Here is a 16,030-nt window from a genome sequence, read left to right as displayed (position 1 = left end):
ATGTCAGGAGGAATCACGTCCGCCATCTGGTTGCTCCCCGCCCTGCCGCTGTGCGGCGCGGCTGTTCTTATGCTGGCCGGTCGTCGCACGAACGCGTGGGGTCACCTGCTTGCCTGCGTCATGGCTATCGCGTCGTTTGTCGTCGCAGTGGTGTTTTTCATCGCCATGCTCGGCCGCGACACCGCCGACCGCACCGTCACCGAGCACCTGTTCAGTTGGGTCCCGGTCGACAGTCTTCAGGTCGAGTTCGGACTGCAACTGGACCAACTGTCGATGTGTTTCGTTCTGCTCATCACCGGTGTAGGTTCGCTGATTCACATCTACTCGGTCGGATACATGGCGCACGACCCCGAGCGTCGTAAGTTCTTCGCGTACCTCAATCTTTTCCTCGCTGCAATGCTGCTTCTGGTGCTCGCCGACAACTTCCTCGGACTCTACGTCGGCTGGGAAGGTGTCGGTTTGGCGTCATACCTGCTGATCGGCTTCTGGCAGCACAAGCCGTCGGCGGCGACTGCTGCCAAGAAGGCTTTTGTCGTCAATCGGGTGGGCGACATCGGGTTGATGATCGCAATGATGTTGATGTTCAGCACATTCGGCTCGCTCTCGTTCAGCAATGTCTTCGGCGACGCGTCCGGCGCAAGCGAAGGTGTCCTGACGGCGATCGGTCTGATGCTCCTCCTCGCTGCGTGCGCGAAGTCGGCGCAAGTGCCGCTGCAGTCGTGGCTCGGCGACGCGATGGAGGGCCCTACCCCCGTTTCGGCTCTGATTCACGCGGCCACGATGGTCACCGCCGGCGTCTACCTGATCGTGCGCTCCAATCCGATCTTCGATCTCGCGCCCGACGCTCAACTCGTGGTTGTCATCGTCGGTGCCGTGACGCTCCTGTTCGGTGCGATCATCGGCTGCGCGAAGGACGACATCAAGAAAGCGCTCGCCGCATCGACCATGAGTCAGATCGGATACATGGTCCTGGCCGCGGGTCTCGGACCAGCCGGATACGCCTTCGCAATCCTTCATCTGATCACCCACGGATTCTTCAAGGCGGGCCTGTTCCTCGGCGCCGGCTCCGTGATGCACGCGATGAACGACGAAACCGACATGCGGCGCTACGGCGGACTCCGGGCGTTCATGCCACTGACTTTTGTCACGTTCGGGCTCGGATATCTTGCCATCATCGGTGTTCCGCCATTTGCCGGGTTCTTCTCCAAGGACAAGATCATCGAGGTTGCAATCGGCGAGGGCGGCGTCAAGGGTGTTGTGCTTGGCATCGTCACGCTCTTGGGTGCGGCGCTCACTGCCTTCTACATGAGCCGCGTGATGCTGATGACCTTCTTCGGGAAGGCCCGCTGGGAGAACCAGAAACCTCACGAATCTCCGGCGGTGATGACGTCTCCGATGATCATTCTGGCGGTGGGATCCGTCGGGGCCGGCATGCTCCTGACCATCGGGTCCAGCTTGCAGAACTGGCTGGAACCGGTTGTCGGCGCCCATCACGTCGAACCGCCGATACCCGCATGGTCGATCACCGCGCTGGCGCTGCTCGCAGTTGCCGCCGGCGTCGCGATTGCTTATCGCGAGTACGCCACACGGGAGATTCCCGTGGTGGCACCGACTCCGGTTTCTCCGTTGACCGTTGCGGCTCGCCGTGATCTGTACGGTGACGCCTTCAACGAGGCGGTGTTCATGAAGCCGGGACAACAACTTACCAAGTCGCTGGAAGTGGTCGACACCAAGGGAATAGGCGGCGTCGTGGGTAGCTTTGCGGTGGTCGTCACCGGGTTGTCCACGCTCACGCGGAAGCTGCAGACCGGGTTCGTTCGTTCGTACGCGCTGGTGATGTTTGTCGGAGCAACACTCGTGGTCGCGACAATGATGGCGGTGACACTGTGGTGATCGAAGCGGCGGTGAGCGACTCTGTGACCAATGCCGGCTTCCCTGCGCTGACGGCGCTCTGGCTGCTTCCGCTCATCGGAGCGGGTGTTGTCCTCGCTCTGCCTGCACGGTCGTACCAATTTGCCAAATCTCTCGCGCTGGCAGTGTCCGTGGCAGTCCTGGTGATCGCCGCCGGTCTCGGAGTTGCGTTCGACCGCGGCGGCGAGCAGTTTCAGTTCGTCGAAAGCCACAGCTGGATACCGGCTTTCGGTACCAGCTACACACTCGGACTTGACGGCATCGCACTCGTTCTGGTTCTTCTCACCGCAGTGCTGGTGCCATTGCTACTGATCGCGGGCTGGAACGACGTCCCCGCGGACCCGGCATCACCCAAGCGGATGCCGCACACCTATTTCGCGCTGATCCTTGTTGTCGAGTCCATGGTGATGATTTCGTTCAGCGCCTTGGATATTCTCCTGTTCTATATTTTCTTCGAGGCAATGCTGATACCGATGTATTTCCTCATCGGCGGGTTCGGTGGAGTTGGCCGATCGCGGGCCGCCGTGAAGTTTCTGCTCTACAACCTCCTCGGCGGCCTGGTTATGCTCGCTGCGGTCATCGGCCTGTACGTGGTCACCACGCGCGACGAGAGTCCCTTCACCAGCGGCACTTTCGACTTCCGAGCGATCGCGTCCGCGGCGAGCAGCGGTGAACTCGGCGTCGGACCCGGGGTGCTCAACGCCTTGTTCCTCGGATTCATGTTCGCGTTCGCGGTCAAGGCACCGCTCTGGCCGCTGCACAGTTGGTTGCCGGACTCCGCGGTGGAATCGACTCCGTCGACAGCAGTGTTGATGATGGCGGTCGTGGACAAGGTAGGCACCTTCGCGATGATTCGCTACTGCCTGCAACTGTTCCCGGAGTCGTCGTCGACTTTTGCACCGTGGATCATCACGCTCGCCGTGATCGGGATCGTCTACGGCGCAATACTGGCGATCGCGCAGACAGACGTCATGCGACTGATCGCCTACACGTCGATTTCACACTTCGGCTTCATCATTCTCGGAATCTTCGCGATGACCAGCCAGAGCCAGGCAGGTTCCGCGCTGTACATGGTCAATCACGGAATCTCCACCGCCGCGCTGTTCTTGATTGCGGGCTTCCTGGTCTCGCAGCGAGGTACACGATCTATCTCGGCGTACGGCGGCGTCCAGAAAGTCGCACCCGTCCTGGCCGGCACATTCCTCGTTGCAGGGTTGGCAACACTGTYGCTGCCGGGTCTCGCGCCGTTCGTCAGTGAGTTCCTGGTGCTGATCGGAACGTACTCGCGCTACCACGTGGCCGCTATCGCGGCGACTGTCGCGCTTGTACTGTCCGCGATCTACATACTCTGGCTCTATCAGCGCATGATGGGCGGACCGGTGAAGGAAGGGCAGGGAACGATCCGCGACCTCGCGCGACGCGAACTCGTGGTGGTCGCCCCTCTGATCGCACTCCTCCTGCTCCTCGGCATCTACCCCAAGCCTGCCTTGGACGTCATCACTCCCGCAGTGAGCCACACGGTCGTCTACGAGGCACCGACGCCGCTCGTCGCCGACCACGAAGGAGGTGTCCACAAATGAGTTCCTTCAACGACGTGACCATCCTCGGCTCGGCCGACGCGGCATCACCCAGTATCGAATACAGCCTGCTCGCGCCGATGTTGATCGTGTTCGGTGTTGCGGTGGTCGGGGTACTCATCGAAGCCTTTGCACCCCGGCGTATTCGGTACCCAGTGCAACTCGTTCTCGGTGTCGGAGGTTTGGCGGCTGCGTTCGTGGCAGTGCTTCTGCTCGCCGGCACGCGGTCGACGGCGATGATGGGTTCTGTTGCGGTCGACGGACCGACGCTGTTCTTGCAGGCCACGATCCTTCTTGTGTCGATCCCCGCGGTACTGCTGATTGCCGAGCGAGGCTCGGGCAACACTGCCGAAGTGATTGCGCAACATGACGCGCTCGGCAGTTTCACCCCTCAAGCGTCGAGCGTCCCGGGAAGTGTTGCGGAGCAAGAAGCAGTGAAGGTCGGTATCGCCCAGACCGAAGTCTTTCCGCTCACGCTCTTTGCGGTCGGCGGTATGTTGTTGTTTCCGGCTTCGAACGATCTACTGACGATGTTCGTTGCGCTCGAAGTGTTCTCACTGCCTCTGTATCTCCTGTGCGGTCTGGCACGCAGACGTCGCCTGCTCTCCCAGGAAGCTGCGCTCAAGTACTTTCTGCTCGGGGCATTTTCGTCGGCGTTCTTCGTTTTCGGAATTGCGTTGCTGTACGGCTATGCCGGGACGGTCACGCTCTCCGGTATCGCCGACGCAGCACGCATCGGGTCGGGCACCGACGCCTTCCTCTGGCTCGGAACGGCCCTGGTGGCAGTGGGGTTGCTGTTCAAAGTCGGTGCAGTGCCGTTTCATTCGTGGATTCCCGACGTCTATCAAGGGGCGCCGACGCCGATCACCAGTTTCATGGCGACTGCGACCAAGATTGCCGCGTTCGGCGCCATCCTTCGCGTCTTCTACGTGGCCCTGCCCAATGAATACGTGAACTGGCGCCCTCTGATGTGGGCGGTCGCGATTCTCACGATGGTTGTCGGATCGATCGTTGCCGTGACGCAGACGGATATGAAGCGAATGCTGGCCTATTCGGCTATCGCGCACACCGGATTCATTCTGACCGCCGTGGTGGCCGACTCGGATGCCGGCCTCGCCTCGTCGATGTTCTATCTTCTGGCTTACGGATTCAGCACCGTGGGTGCGTTCGCCGTCGTCAGTGTGGTCCGGGACGCTGACGGTGAGGTCGCCGCACTGTCGCGCTGGGCCGGATTGGGCAGACGCTCACCATTGGTCGGCGTTGTGTTTGCACTGTTCCTGTTGGCTTTCGCCGGGATTCCGTTGACCAGTGGGTTCATCGGAAAGTTCGCGGTGTTCAGCGCGGCCGCCGAGGGTGGGGCCGCGCCTCTCGTGATCGTCGGCGTCCTGTGCAGCGCGATCGCCGCCTACTTCTACGTGCGAGTGATCGTGTTGATGTTCTTCACCGAATCGGCGGAAGACGCACCGACCGTCGTGGTGCCAAGTGCACTGACCAGCAGTGTGATCGGCCTCGGCGCCGGTGTAACGCTCATCCTCGGCATACTCCCCCAGCCGGCGCTCGATCTCGCCGAGCGTGCAGCGGACTTCGTGCACTGAGCCGATGCGTGAATCTGTTGGCGACGCCGGACTGCCGAGTACCTTCCGGTCGCCATGGTTTGTCGGGTTTTCCGCGGTAGCGATTCTTCATCTGATCCTGAATGCCGCTGATGCTGCGCCCTGGGACGGGATCACCAAGGTCATGCTCGCGCCGATTCTGGCTGCCTGGGTTGTCGACCAAGGCGGACCGAGGATTGTTGCTGCTGCGCTGATTGCCTGCGCTTTCGGAGACCTGTTCCTGATCTGGGACTCCACGTTTGTCATCGGGATGGCCGCCTTCGCGATCGGTCACGTCTGTTTCATCCGATTCTTTCTCTCGCACGGCGCTCTTCGGGAGATACGAAGGCGGCCATGGTTTTTGTGCGCGTACGCCGTTGCCGGAATTGCCCTTGTGTCGTACGCCTGGACCGGTCTCGAACCGGCACTTCGGATTGCCGTCCCTGTGTACGCCGCAATCCTGGTGGGAACCGCGTCCACCGCACTGGCCTACAACACGACCACCGGTATCGGCGGCGCACTGTTCCTCACCTCTGACGCCCTGATCCTGCTCGGTCAGGCGAACAAGTGGCAGCCTGCCGCTGCCGGCATCTGGATCATGACGCTGTACATCCTTGCGTTGTTGCTCCTGACCGTCGGAATCCTCGGCCGGAGTAACACGGCATACCGTCCATTGGCGCCCACGCTGTAAGGATCAGCAACCAGCCGGACATCTCTTCTTATGACGCCGAAATCCGAGGACGGGCCACCACCGAGCGACGAAGAGCGTTTCACCGTCCTGTGGGACGCCTACGCCGGTCGGGTGTTCGCGTACACCTGCCGCCACGTTGATCATCACAGCGCACAGGAAGTTGTCTCCGAGACGTTCCTCGTTGCCTGGCGACGCTTGGACGAAGTGCCCGAACAGGCACTTCCGTGGCTGTTGGTGGTGGCTCGAAACACCGTGAGCAACAACCGTCGGAGCGTTCGGCGCCATGATGCGTTGACCGAGAAGATGCGACGCATCGAACAGATTGCGGCATCGACGCCGGGCGCCGACGTTACTGTCACCGACCGCACAGAACTGCTCGAAGCACTGACAACACTCACCGTCACCGAGCGTGAAGCCCTACTCCTGACTGCCTGGGACGGATTGACCGCCACCGAAGCAGCGCGGGTCGCCGGGTGTTCGGTTCCAGCCATGCATGTTCGACTCTTTCGCGCTCGGCGTCGATTGAGCACCGGGCTGGCTTCAGAACCTGACACCGCGATCCCGATGAACACCGCCCGACCTTGCGCTGCCGCCGAACACGGGAGTACTCCATGAGCAAAGATTTGCTGACCACCCTCGAGAAGCTGCGGCCGACCGATTCTCTTTCCGCCGAACTCTGGCCCGAGAACGTCCAGGTTGCCGCTCGCATCCGAATCATCGCTGACGAAAACAACATTGGAACACCCAGAGTTCCACGCCGCCGGGTAGGCGCCGTAGCTCTCGTCGCGATGCTCTGTGCAGCGGGAATGGTGGGCTGCGCCGCTGCCACGGCGATGATGCCTAAACCGTTTACGGATATGTACACGGGTTGGCAGACCATGCCGGGAACCAACGGCGGAATAGATCCGTCCACCGCCGAGCGGGTCGGGTCCATCCCCGGACCTGACGGAACCGTGTTCAGCGTCTTCGTTGCCCACGGCGCTGATGGCTGGAGGTGCGTCGCCCCGGTTTTCGAGACGTCATCCGAGACCGACAAGGTTGGTCCGTCGAAATTCATCAGCCTCGGACACGGCTGCAGATCGAACGACGACTTGTACGGCGCAGATTCATTCGGGGGCGGCGCCGGGTACGAGGCCGGTTCGCACGAGGCGACCTACGACGCAGGGGCGGGAGGTGCCGTTCGGGCCGAACTTCACACCGCAGACGGCCAAATCTATCCGACAATTCTTGCCGAAGACCGCTTCTACGGATGGATTCCCCTCTCGCTCACCTTCCCGCGTCCAACTCTCGTCGGATATGCCGCAGACGGGACGGTCGTCGGCACCCGGTGAGCTGTCGGTACCCTCGAAAGATGACTGCACAGGCCCCGAACGAGCGCATCCCCAGCCAGTGGGAAGAGATCACTGCAGCCGACTCGACGCATTCCACACGATATGTCGAGCGTTTCCGTTCCATGAGAGCGGACGGCAAGGACATTGTCGGGGAAGCACGTTTGATCGACGCGATGCTCGGACGCGGTGGCCGGGTTCTCGATGCAGGGTGCGGGCCGGGCCGACTCGGCGGTTATCTGCACGACGTCGGGCATGTGGTTGTCGGAGTCGACGTTGACCCGGTTCTCATCGCTGCCGCGGAGGAGGACCACCCCGGCCCGACGTGGCTTGTCGGCGATCTCGCCGAGCTCGATCTACCGGCCCGCGGTGTCGAGGCGAATTTCGACGTCATCGTGTCGGCAGGCAACGTGATGGCGTTTCTCGCTCCGCCAACCAGGCACGCAGTATTGTCAGGATTTGCTCGTCATCTCGCTCCGAGCGGCCGAGTGGTCATCGGATTCGGTGCCGGCCGCGGCTACGAGTTCCCCGAGTTTCTCGCCGACGCGGCCGCGAGTGGCCTCGAGGCTGATCTGCTGCTGTCTACGTGGGACCTGCGCCCGTTCAAGGACAATTCCGAATTCCTGGTCGCGGTGTTCTCCCGCGCCTAGCCCGCCAGTTCACCGCCTTCCCCACAACCCGTCACATGGCGATCAATTCACCCTGATCACAATCCTGGCGACTGTTGTTCACTACGAACATAATTGGATCAATGCGGGTGTGGCCGAGCGGCAAGGCAGCGGTCTGCAAAACCGTCCACGCAGGTTCGACTCCTGCCATCCGCTCAGCTTGCGAACCAGCGACTCATGCCGCGACCAACCACCTACCAATGACATTCGGTGCACGCAGCCTGCATCGCTCCGATCCGTCTCCGCGCACAGGGCTCCGGACAGTTACCCTCGATCGATGCACCCTCTCCCCGAGACAGGCCAGTTGCCTCCCGGACCAATGGCCTTACAGGTGGAACACCTCTGCATGGCGTTCGGCGCGAAAGTTGCTGTGAACGACCTTTCCCTCGCGGTGCCCTCAGGTTCGTTGTTCGGCCTGGTGGGCCCTAACGGTGCGGGAAAAACGACCACACTGTCGATGGCTGTCGGATTGCTTCGCCCGCACTACGGTCGCAGCCTGGTGTACGGCTACGACGTGTGGAACGACCCTGTCGCAGCGAAGAGTCTGCTCGGCGTTCTACCCGACGGTCTGGCGCTACCCGCCCAGTTCACCGGCCATGAACTACTCACCTATTTCGGACGCCTGCGCGGCATGCCAGAGGACGTCATCGCGTCACGACGCGACGAACTGTTGGCCGCGCTCGATCTCGCCGATGCAGGTGGAACGGTCATCGCCGATTATTCAGCGGGCATGACGAAGAAAATCGGGTTGGCCTCGGCCTTGTTGCACGGCCCTCGCTTACTGGTACTGGATGAGCCGTTCGAAGCTGTCGACCCCATTTCTTCGGCCGGAATTCGGAGCATTCTGCTCTCGTTCGTCCACTCAGGTGGCTCGGTCATTCTTTCCAGTCACGTGATGGCCCTTGTCGAACAACTGTGTACTCACATCGGAGTCATCGCAGACGGTCGCGTCGTGGCTTCAGGAACGGTCGACGAGGTGCGCGCAGGGAACACACTCGACGAGGCATTCGTTCGCCTTGTCGGCAGCCGCAGTCCCAATCCCGACGGACTGTCATGGATGCGCGCATGAGCATTACGAGCTTGCCGACGACGCGCAGCGCCCCAACCTCACTGTGGCGCACTGTTCTCCGCATGCGCGTGACCCTCTACAAACGTCAATTCACCGGCGGCAGAGCCGTCATCAAAGTCGTGGCAGCACTCTTCGGCGTTCTGGGGGCAGCTCTGCTGTGCCTGCAAGCCTCGGGGACGAGCGCGAGCTCTTCCGAACTCGTCAGCGGCACAACCAGTCTCGCACTGTCGGCTATCGGCGTGATGTGGATCTTGATGCCGATCATGTCTGGTCTGTCAGATGACAATCTTCACCCCAGACAGTTCCAACCACTCCCCCTGGAACCCGTCCGACTCGCCAGAGCACTGTTCTCGACGTCGCTGGTCGGTATGACCGTGCCGATTACCGCGTTGGCTGCAGCAGCGATTCCAATTTATGCCGCTACACACCACCCTGCCGCACTGCCATTGGCCATTATCGCTTGGCCCGCAACGGTCCTGCTCATTGTAGGCACCTCACGGGTCGCGATGCTGGCGATGTCGCAGCTCCTGCGGAGTCGTCGCAGCCGCGAACTGGGACTGTTGGTATTCGGCACGTTCTTCGGCGGACTGTATCTGCTGCAATTTCCGCTGCAGAGTCGCCTCGGCACGGTCGTGGACGGCGACGTCACGTGGCCGCTCACGGTCGCGCATTCGATACCGTTCGCGTGGGGAATCACCAGTGTCGACGCAGCAGCAGGAGGCGCCTGGCTCCTCGCCGCCGGAGCAGTCCTCGCCCTGGTGCTGGTCGATCTCGCACTGCTGTGGTCATGGCAACGCCTGGTCGTTCGCTACTTCAACGGGAAGGTCGCAGAATCAGCGGGCGCCACTTCCGTGCAATTGAAGAACCAGGGCCGCGACATTCGAACCGGTTGGCGCGCATCCCGACTGGGCACCGTCATCTCTCGCGAGCTTTCGCTCTGGCACGGAGACATGCGCCGACGAACACAACTGCTCTCCGTTGCCATCATGACCTTGGTCTCCGGCTTCGGACCGCTGATCTCGTCATCGATCCCCTTCTCCGCCGCATGGGGTGCCTGGTTCCTGATCTACCTGGCAATGGCAGCCGGATCGAATCTGTACGGATTCGACGGCGCATCGATCTGGCATCTGGTGATGATCCCCGAAGCCGCTGCCGCTGACGTCCGGGGCCGACAAATCGCGTGGGCAATCGTGATGACACCCTTCGTGGTCGTCGCAACAGCTGCTGTACGGATCTTCGGGGACCTCGGGACCGACCGACTGGCCGTGCCGATCGCCGTCGGCATTTCGATGATGGGAGTCGGTGCAGGATTGGTAGTGGCGATATCCGCCAAAGCGCCCTACCCGGTTCCGGAGATGAAGAAGACGTTCTCCTTCAACACCCGCGGGTCCTTCAACGGCTCGTCCTTCGGACTGATCATCCTCGCCATCGTCATCTTCGCCGCGACAACGGCGCCCGGCGTTCTACTCGGGGCGCTGCTACCAAACCCGGTGAACTATTTCGCCATCCCTGTCGCTGTTGCGATTGGTGCACTTGGTGCTTGGATCGGGGGCCGCGTCGCGATCACCCGTATGCAACGCGAGCCGGATCGGATTCTGTTCGCGGTTACAACCACATGATCGTTGCCCAGATAGTCCGAGAATTTCTGGGCGTCAGCGCAGTAGCCGCAGCTTGCACCAAAAAACTCAGTCTGGACAATCGGATCTATCAGGTAGCTAGGTAGGGCAGCCTCATCGGGTTCGGTCCTCGCATATCGCCGTCGCGCTTTCGTGACATAGCTTCCGCTCGAGCCGAACCATTGCCCTGGAAACATCGCACCACCAAGATGTTTGGCATGCCCCCGGAGCACCACGGTTCCGTACGTGTCGCCGAACGTCCCGGCCGATGCGGGAACTGCGCGCACCCGGCCCCTTCGCTCGAGCGCGGCTGGATCGAGCGCTGCCTCAGGTTCGCACCGCAGCCCGCTCGGTGCGCAGAAATCCTGGTGATGGACCACTACACCGGAGCGATGGAATTCTGCCGGTGCCGACATCCGTTCCACGGGTCCTGATCGCGCCGGATCCTCGAGATCCGCTGCCGAGCCGAGTCCCTCGGCGCCCCGGCTCGACAGCGAAATCACACCTGAATCAGCTCAGCGAACTCAGCAGCGGCTCGAGCAGCTTGTAGAGCTCGAAGATGCCGATGATCGTTGAAATAGAACCCATGATGATCCTCCGTGATTCGTGAACTTTCCGTGACGTCGCGTCACAGGCAGAAAGCTAACAAACCCGGCATGCAAACGGGGACCTTGGATGTGTCCGGCAGATGAACTCCCCGCTGGCAGAGCCCTTTTGGTGACCAGCGTCATGTTCGACGAGAAATACGCCTCATCGTCACATCACCTGACCCTGACCGACCACAACAGCGAAAGTCTGCCGGTTGTGGTCTCGCGATACTTCGCGCCAATTCCGCCCCATCCGGCTCTTGCTTTGTGCGCTGAATCCGATTACATTTCTCCACAATAACGGTACGCGTAACGAAATAACAAGACGCTCTACCGCACTGACCTATATACCCAGTGCCACAACCCTTCCGGACTCTTGCTGGGGCGGCGCTTCGTCGTGTCCAGAAGCCCCTCACTCCCCGATCGAAAGAGAGCACGATGACCACAGAGAGCATCTCCGGAAATCAGCCGCGACCGGTAGCAACTATCGCAAGCCTGACCCTGCTGATCGCTGCCGTCGCCGCGCTCGAAAGCATCATCGTCCCCGCACTCCCCCTGATACAGAGAGACTTCGGAGTGACGGCCGACGTCGGAGCGCTCGCATCCGTCGCTCTGACGTTGAGCACTGTTCTCGTCACGCCGATGGCCGGGCGAATAGCCGACGTGTACGGCGCCCGCCCCACCTTGCTCGCGATCACGACAATCGTCGTCCTGGGCGGCAGCGTGTCCGCTCTTGCAACGATCTTCCCGCTGTTCGTCCTCGGCCAGTTTCTCCAGGGATTCGGGCTCGGGTTGTTGCCCGTGAGCTTCGTGGTCCTACGACGCACTTTGTCCTCGGACCGACTCAAGACGGCCACGGGTTTGCTCGGGGCTGTCGTCGTGGCCGGCGGCGCTCTGGGAGTCGTGCTGGCGGGACCCGTCGCGGAAAACGTCTCACGCACCGCGATGTATGCAGTTCCGACCGCGTTCGTTTTGCTCGGCGCAATTGCTTTTGCCGTGAGCACACCACGAGATCATATGTCGAACGTCGGCGGCCGACTCGATTGGCCGGGAGCTGCCGGATTGGCTCTGGGCTTGTTGACGCTGACGGCGTGGCTGGCGAGCGCATCGAGCAACGGGTGGGGCGCACCGACGTCGATGCTGCTGCTTCTCGCTTCCGCTGCCGTGTTCACGATCTGGGCCAGGTATCAGAGCCGGACAACCGAGCCGATGGTCGACCTGACGATGATGCGGCATCGTTCGATGTGGAGCGCCGTGGTCGTCGGCGTGGTTTTCGGGTTCACCTACGGCGCTGTTGTCTATCTACTTCCGCAGCAACTCGCCGTGCCGGCAGAGAGCGGATTCGGCCGCGGTGCGTCGACCAGCGCCATCGGCTTCCTGCTGTGCGTCGGCTACGGCGCAGCGGTCATCGCGTCGGTGATCTCCGGAAAGCTCGCGCAACGGGTCGGCACGAAAGCCATTGCGGTAGCGGGAGTTGCCTCTCTCGGCCTCAGCGGCGCCGCCGGGGTCTTTGCAACCACGATGTGGCAGATCGTTGTGGTGCTGATCCTTGCGGGTACCGGCGTTGCCGCCGCGTCGACGGCAGTGTTCGTCATCTCCGCCGACAGCGCACCGGCAGACCGCGTAGGTGTCACGACGGCAATAGTCACGATCGCCAGATCGCTGGGTTCTGCTGTGGGAACCCAAATTGCCGCCGGGATCATCGCGAGCGCGACTTCATCCGGCGGCCTTCCCCAGCACTCGGCATTCGCCACGGCTTTCGGAGTGGCGGCAATCGTTGCGATTGTCGGACTCGTTGTCGCGGTGACGATGCCGAAACCGGCGTCAACCGATGTTCAGTGGTCGTCGTCCTCGTCGAAGTCTGCGACTCCGCGCTTCCAGTAGCCCGTGATCAGGTGGTCGCCCGAACTCAGGCCGAGTTCGTCGCGCACGAATCTGCGAATCGGCTTGAGACTGGTGGCCTCACCGGAGATCCAGGCGTAGAGGCGCTCACCTTCGGGCACGGTGACCGTCCGGACTGCCTGCTCGAGCAGATCCGAGTGACCGGCTGGGACGTCACCGCGGTGCAGCCATCGCACCTCGACTCCTTCCGGAACAGTGAGTTCGATTTCCTGTGAAGGGTCGGTGATCTCGACGAACACCCACCCGGCGGCAGCAGCGGGCATCATCTCGAGCCAACGAGCAATGGCAGGAAGGGCGGTGATGTCACCGGCCAGCAGATAGCGGTCGTACGTCCATGGAACTACGACGCCGCCGGGCGGACCTGCCACGTGCACCCGAGTGCCGACGGTGGCCGCCTGAGCCCAATCAGAGGCGTACCCACCTTCGTGGAGCGCGAAGTCGAGGTCCAGCTCCCCCGCCTCGGCGTCGTATCGACGGACGGTGTACTCACGCGAGATCGGCAATGGACGAGGCCACTTCAGGCTGAATCCGTCGCGTTCGGGTAGACGCAAAGTTCCGTCTGCATCCGGGTACACCAGGCGGACATGCTCGTCGGGAGCGTGCGATTCGAAGCCCTCCAACTCCGGTCCACCCAAGGTCAGACGCAACAGTCCGGTCCCGACCATTTCGCTGCGAACAACTTCGAGTTCGCGAATGCCGATGGGGTACGGCACTTTTGCGCCGGTGGTTCCCGCCAGAACTTCGGCGATGGTCGCGAGGTGGTCTCCTCGGTTCATGAACTACCTTCCTTTTCCGGCGGAGCATTCCCCACCGGCACAGTGTTTTCGGAGAGATCGACTTCGTTGATCTCCGAAGTTACCCGGCGCACCGAACCCAATGCTGCCAGGAGCACCAGGCCCAGTGTCACACCGGCGAGCCCCAAGACCAGTAGCGCGGCGCCAGGCTCGAGCCACTGCCCGAGGAACCCGGCTGCCATCGAACCGATCGCCGTACCCGTGACGGCTTGCACCATCCACAGACTGGACACGCGTCCGCGCAATTCGTCCGGCGTGTTCTGTTGAAGGACTGCAAATCTCAGAATGTCGTTGAGTGCGCGGCCGAGGCCGAATCCGGCCAGGCCCAGGAACGCGACAATCGCTGCTCCCGACGCACCCAGTACCACCAGGCCGAGAGGCATCAGCGCAACAGAGATCAACATCGCGGCGCCGTTGCGGTGGACTCGTCCCGTCCACCCGCTGGTGAGGGAACCGACCACAGCGCCGACAGCGGGGGCGCCGTAGAGCAGACCGAGCATGGTGGGTCCGCCGCCGAGAACCTGGTCGACGAAGGCAGGCAGCAACACCATAGGCCCGCTGACGAACATGACCAACAGTCCGCTGATCAGGATGCCGCGAATGACTGTGTGCGTGCCGGCGAATTTCACGCCGGTCACAAGCGCGCGCATCGGGCTTTCGTGATTCGTGCCCGGTGCAGGGGAAGGGCCGATGGCTTGGAACAACGTGACAGTTGCTGCGGTGGCCACCGCAGCAACAAAGTATGTCGCGGGGATGCCGCCGGAGGCGATGATCACGCCGGCGATTGCCGGCGAGATCATCGTCCCGATGTCGGTGGTCAGCGCTACCAAAGCGCCGGCCGCAGCCATCTTGTTGCGCGGCAACAACGTCGGCATCAAAGCCATCAAGGCCGAGCTGCTGACACCGCCGGCCAAGCCGTCGACGGCTGCCGCGACGTAGATGACCCACATCGACGGGTGTGGCAAGAGCGCATTGCACCCGAGAATGACAAAGCCGAGACCCGCAGCACTGCGGGCCAACTGGATGGTGCGTCGCCGGTCGTAACGATCAGCGAGCACACCGCCGAACAGGCTGCCGAAGAACATGGCGATGGCCATCGCCGTGGACACTCCGGCAACCTGCAAGGTCGAGCCGGTGAGCTGGTACGTCTGTGCGGGAACGGCTACGACGAGCAGTCCGATCCCGAGCAGCGAGATCAATCGCGCGGAAAACGCGTACCTGAATGGACGGCAGGTCCGCAACGGTGAAACATCGATCACCAGCCCACCGAATCGAGTCATGCGAAGGTCTGGCCGATCAGGTCGAGCGTAGCCATTGCGCCGTCGTAGTCAGGACGGTAGCTGGTGGCGGGGAGCTCGAACGTCGTGCCTGCCTTGAAGGACGGCAGCTGCGAGTAGAGCGGATCGGTGGCAAGTTCGGCCATCGGGCGACCGGACACCGGAATCACAAAGGCGACAGGAGCATCGGCGACCTGCGAGAGCAGTTCCGGGCTGACCTCGAACGAGTCACCCGAGCCGAAGAGCTGCGGGTTGCCGGCCTTGGCCATGACGTCGTCGGCCTTGAAACCGAGCTCGGCGAGCATTGCGGGGAGCGCTGCCGTCGGCGGCACGAGGTACGGCTTGTTGTTGGCGAGCGAGAGAATGTAGACGACGTTGCCCTCGGGAACCTTGATCTTGCCCTTGACCTCTTTGACCTTGTCGTCGTACGCGCTGATCAGTGCCGGAACCTTGTCCGAACGACCTGCGGCATCGGCGACGATCTCGAGCTGCTTGTCCCAGTTGGCAACCGTCTTGGGGACCAACACGGTGGGTGCGATAGCAGTCAGCTGGTCGTAGAGTTCCTCGGCCTGAACCGAGGTGATGCCCTGTCCACCGCCGATGATCAGGTCGGGTTCAGCCGCTGCGACGGCTTCGATGTTGAGCTGCTCGCCGGCCGGCAATTCCTTGGTGCCCTGCGCCTTTGCGGCATCCGACCATGCCGGCGGGAATCCACCGTCGAGGTTCGTGACACCGAGGACGCGGGTATCGGTGGCAACCACCGGTGCGTCCAGGGCGTACAGGTATCCGGCGAGACCGCCGCTCAGAACCACGATGCGCTCCGCCGACGCGGGCACGGTGACCGAGCCCTTTTCGGTTTCGATCACGCGCGTCGTGGGCTCTGCAGCCTTGGTCGGTTCGTCGTTCGAATCGCTACTGCAACCGATCATCGCCACGAGTGCGACGATCAGCAACCCTGCGATGGCGACGAATCGTCGCCAACTCCGTATCGCGAGGGGCGGTGTGGACTTCATCATTG

13 protein-coding genes and 1 tRNA gene are annotated in these 16,030 nt (G+C 62.2%); 11 read left to right on the top strand and 3 right to left on the bottom strand.

Going from position 1 to position 16,030, the window contains the following annotated elements; translation table 11 throughout:
- The 11 genes from nuoL (at window position 1) to AC1DWA_RS22905 (ending at window position 12,923) form a co-directional block, all read left to right on the top strand.
- Window positions 1–1,893: an NADH-quinone oxidoreductase subunit L gene (gene nuoL / locus AC1DWA_RS22955; RefSeq protein ID WP_477845967.1), complete on the top strand. Its 1,893-nt coding sequence runs from the start codon at window positions 1–3 to the stop codon at window positions 1,891–1,893.
- On the top strand, window positions 1,887–3,491 hold the full coding sequence (locus tag AC1DWA_RS22950) for an NADH-quinone oxidoreductase subunit M (RefSeq protein ID WP_477917077.1): 1,605 nt from the start codon (window positions 1,887–1,889) through the stop codon (window positions 3,489–3,491). The genes nuoL and AC1DWA_RS22950 overlap by 7 nt, the downstream gene beginning before the upstream one ends.
- Window positions 3,488–5,083 (top strand): NADH-quinone oxidoreductase subunit NuoN, encoded by a 1,596-nt coding sequence (gene nuoN, locus AC1DWA_RS22945; protein WP_020969452.1) that lies wholly within the window; start codon window positions 3,488–3,490, stop codon window positions 5,081–5,083. The genes AC1DWA_RS22950 and nuoN overlap by 4 nt, the downstream gene beginning before the upstream one ends.
- A gap of 4 nt (window positions 5,084–5,087) precedes the next feature.
- Window positions 5,088–5,771 (top strand): lysoplasmalogenase family protein, encoded by a 684-nt coding sequence (locus tag AC1DWA_RS22940; RefSeq protein ID WP_020969451.1) that lies wholly within the window; start codon window positions 5,088–5,090, stop codon window positions 5,769–5,771.
- Between the two features lie 30 nt (window positions 5,772–5,801).
- Entirely contained in the window at window positions 5,802–6,386 is a 585-nt protein-coding gene (locus tag AC1DWA_RS22935; protein WP_020969450.1) for an RNA polymerase sigma factor, read from the top strand.
- Complete coding sequence (locus tag AC1DWA_RS22930) at window positions 6,383–7,102, top strand: hypothetical protein (protein WP_099697714.1); 720 nt, start codon at window positions 6,383–6,385, stop codon at window positions 7,100–7,102. Before AC1DWA_RS22935 ends, AC1DWA_RS22930 begins: the two co-directional genes overlap by 4 nt.
- Before the next feature lie 20 nt (window positions 7,103–7,122).
- Window positions 7,123–7,749, top strand: coding sequence for a class I SAM-dependent methyltransferase (locus tag AC1DWA_RS22925; RefSeq protein ID WP_020969448.1), 627 nt, complete (start codon window positions 7,123–7,125; stop codon window positions 7,747–7,749).
- Between the two features lie 103 nt (window positions 7,750–7,852).
- A tRNA-Cys gene (locus AC1DWA_RS22920) sits at window positions 7,853–7,923 on the top strand.
- Between the two features lie 121 nt (window positions 7,924–8,044).
- Window positions 8,045–8,836, top strand: a complete 792-nt coding sequence (locus AC1DWA_RS22915; protein ID WP_019748159.1) for an ABC transporter ATP-binding protein — start codon at window positions 8,045–8,047, stop codon at window positions 8,834–8,836.
- Entirely contained in the window at window positions 8,833–10,455 is a 1,623-nt protein-coding gene (locus tag AC1DWA_RS22910) for an ABC transporter permease (RefSeq protein WP_477845965.1), read from the top strand. The genes AC1DWA_RS22915 and AC1DWA_RS22910 overlap by 4 nt, the downstream gene beginning before the upstream one ends.
- 1,022 nt (window positions 10,456–11,477) lie before the next feature.
- Window positions 11,478–12,923, top strand: a complete 1,446-nt coding sequence (locus AC1DWA_RS22905; protein WP_477845964.1) for an MFS transporter — start codon at window positions 11,478–11,480, stop codon at window positions 12,921–12,923.
- Here the strand turns inward: AC1DWA_RS22905 and AC1DWA_RS22900 are convergent.
- From AC1DWA_RS22900 to AC1DWA_RS22890, 3 genes are read right to left on the bottom strand one after another with little or no spacing between them, the layout of a single operon-like run.
- Complete coding sequence (locus AC1DWA_RS22900) at window positions 12,875–13,717, bottom strand: siderophore-interacting protein (protein WP_477845963.1); 843 nt, start codon at window positions 13,715–13,717, stop codon at window positions 12,875–12,877. The genes AC1DWA_RS22905 and AC1DWA_RS22900 overlap by 49 nt on opposite strands.
- Window positions 13,714–15,015, bottom strand: coding sequence for an enterobactin transporter EntS (entS, locus tag AC1DWA_RS22895; protein WP_477917075.1), 1,302 nt, complete (start codon window positions 15,013–15,015; stop codon window positions 13,714–13,716). Before entS ends, AC1DWA_RS22900 begins: the two co-directional genes overlap by 4 nt.
- On the bottom strand, window positions 15,012–16,025 hold the full coding sequence (locus AC1DWA_RS22890) for a Fe2+-enterobactin ABC transporter substrate-binding protein (RefSeq protein WP_029538034.1): 1,014 nt from the start codon (window positions 16,023–16,025) through the stop codon (window positions 15,012–15,014). The genes entS and AC1DWA_RS22890 overlap by 4 nt, the downstream gene beginning before the upstream one ends.
- Between the last annotated feature and the right edge of the window lie 5 nt (window positions 16,026–16,030).

The sequence above is a fragment of the Rhodococcus sp. P4_F3_2 genome (genome assembly GCF_056401335.1).
This window is presented reverse-complemented; position numbering and strand designations above follow the sequence as displayed.

Bases quoted from the DNA above. Each gene is read 5' to 3' on its own strand.
- AC1DWA_RS22905 (WP_477845964.1), top strand. From the start codon at position 11,478: ATGACCACAGAGAGCATCTCCGGAAATCAGCCGCGACCGGTAGCAACT.
- AC1DWA_RS22935 (WP_020969450.1), top strand. From the start codon at position 5,802: ATGACGCCGAAATCCGAGGACGGGCCACCACCGAGCGACGAAGAGCGT.
- AC1DWA_RS22900 (WP_477845963.1), bottom strand. From the start codon at position 13,717: ATGAACCGAGGAGACCACCTCGCGACCATCGCCGAAGTTCTGGCGGGA.
- AC1DWA_RS22925 (WP_020969448.1), top strand. From the start codon at position 7,123: ATGACTGCACAGGCCCCGAACGAGCGCATCCCCAGCCAGTGGGAAGAG.
- entS (WP_477917075.1), bottom strand. From the start codon at position 15,015: ATGACTCGATTCGGTGGGCTGGTGATCGATGTTTCACCGTTGCGGACC.
- nuoL (WP_477845967.1), top strand. From the start codon at position 1: ATGTCAGGAGGAATCACGTCCGCCATCTGGTTGCTCCCCGCCCTGCCG.
- AC1DWA_RS22890 (WP_029538034.1), bottom strand. From the start codon at position 16,025: ATGAAGTCCACACCGCCCCTCGCGATACGGAGTTGGCGACGATTCGTC.
- AC1DWA_RS22930 (WP_099697714.1), top strand. From the start codon at position 6,383: ATGAGCAAAGATTTGCTGACCACCCTCGAGAAGCTGCGGCCGACCGAT.
- AC1DWA_RS22940 (WP_020969451.1), top strand. From the start codon at position 5,088: ATGCGTGAATCTGTTGGCGACGCCGGACTGCCGAGTACCTTCCGGTCG.
- AC1DWA_RS22915 (WP_019748159.1), top strand. From the start codon at position 8,045: ATGCACCCTCTCCCCGAGACAGGCCAGTTGCCTCCCGGACCAATGGCC.
- AC1DWA_RS22910 (WP_477845965.1), top strand. From the start codon at position 8,833: ATGAGCATTACGAGCTTGCCGACGACGCGCAGCGCCCCAACCTCACTG.
- nuoN (WP_020969452.1), top strand. From the start codon at position 3,488: ATGAGTTCCTTCAACGACGTGACCATCCTCGGCTCGGCCGACGCGGCA.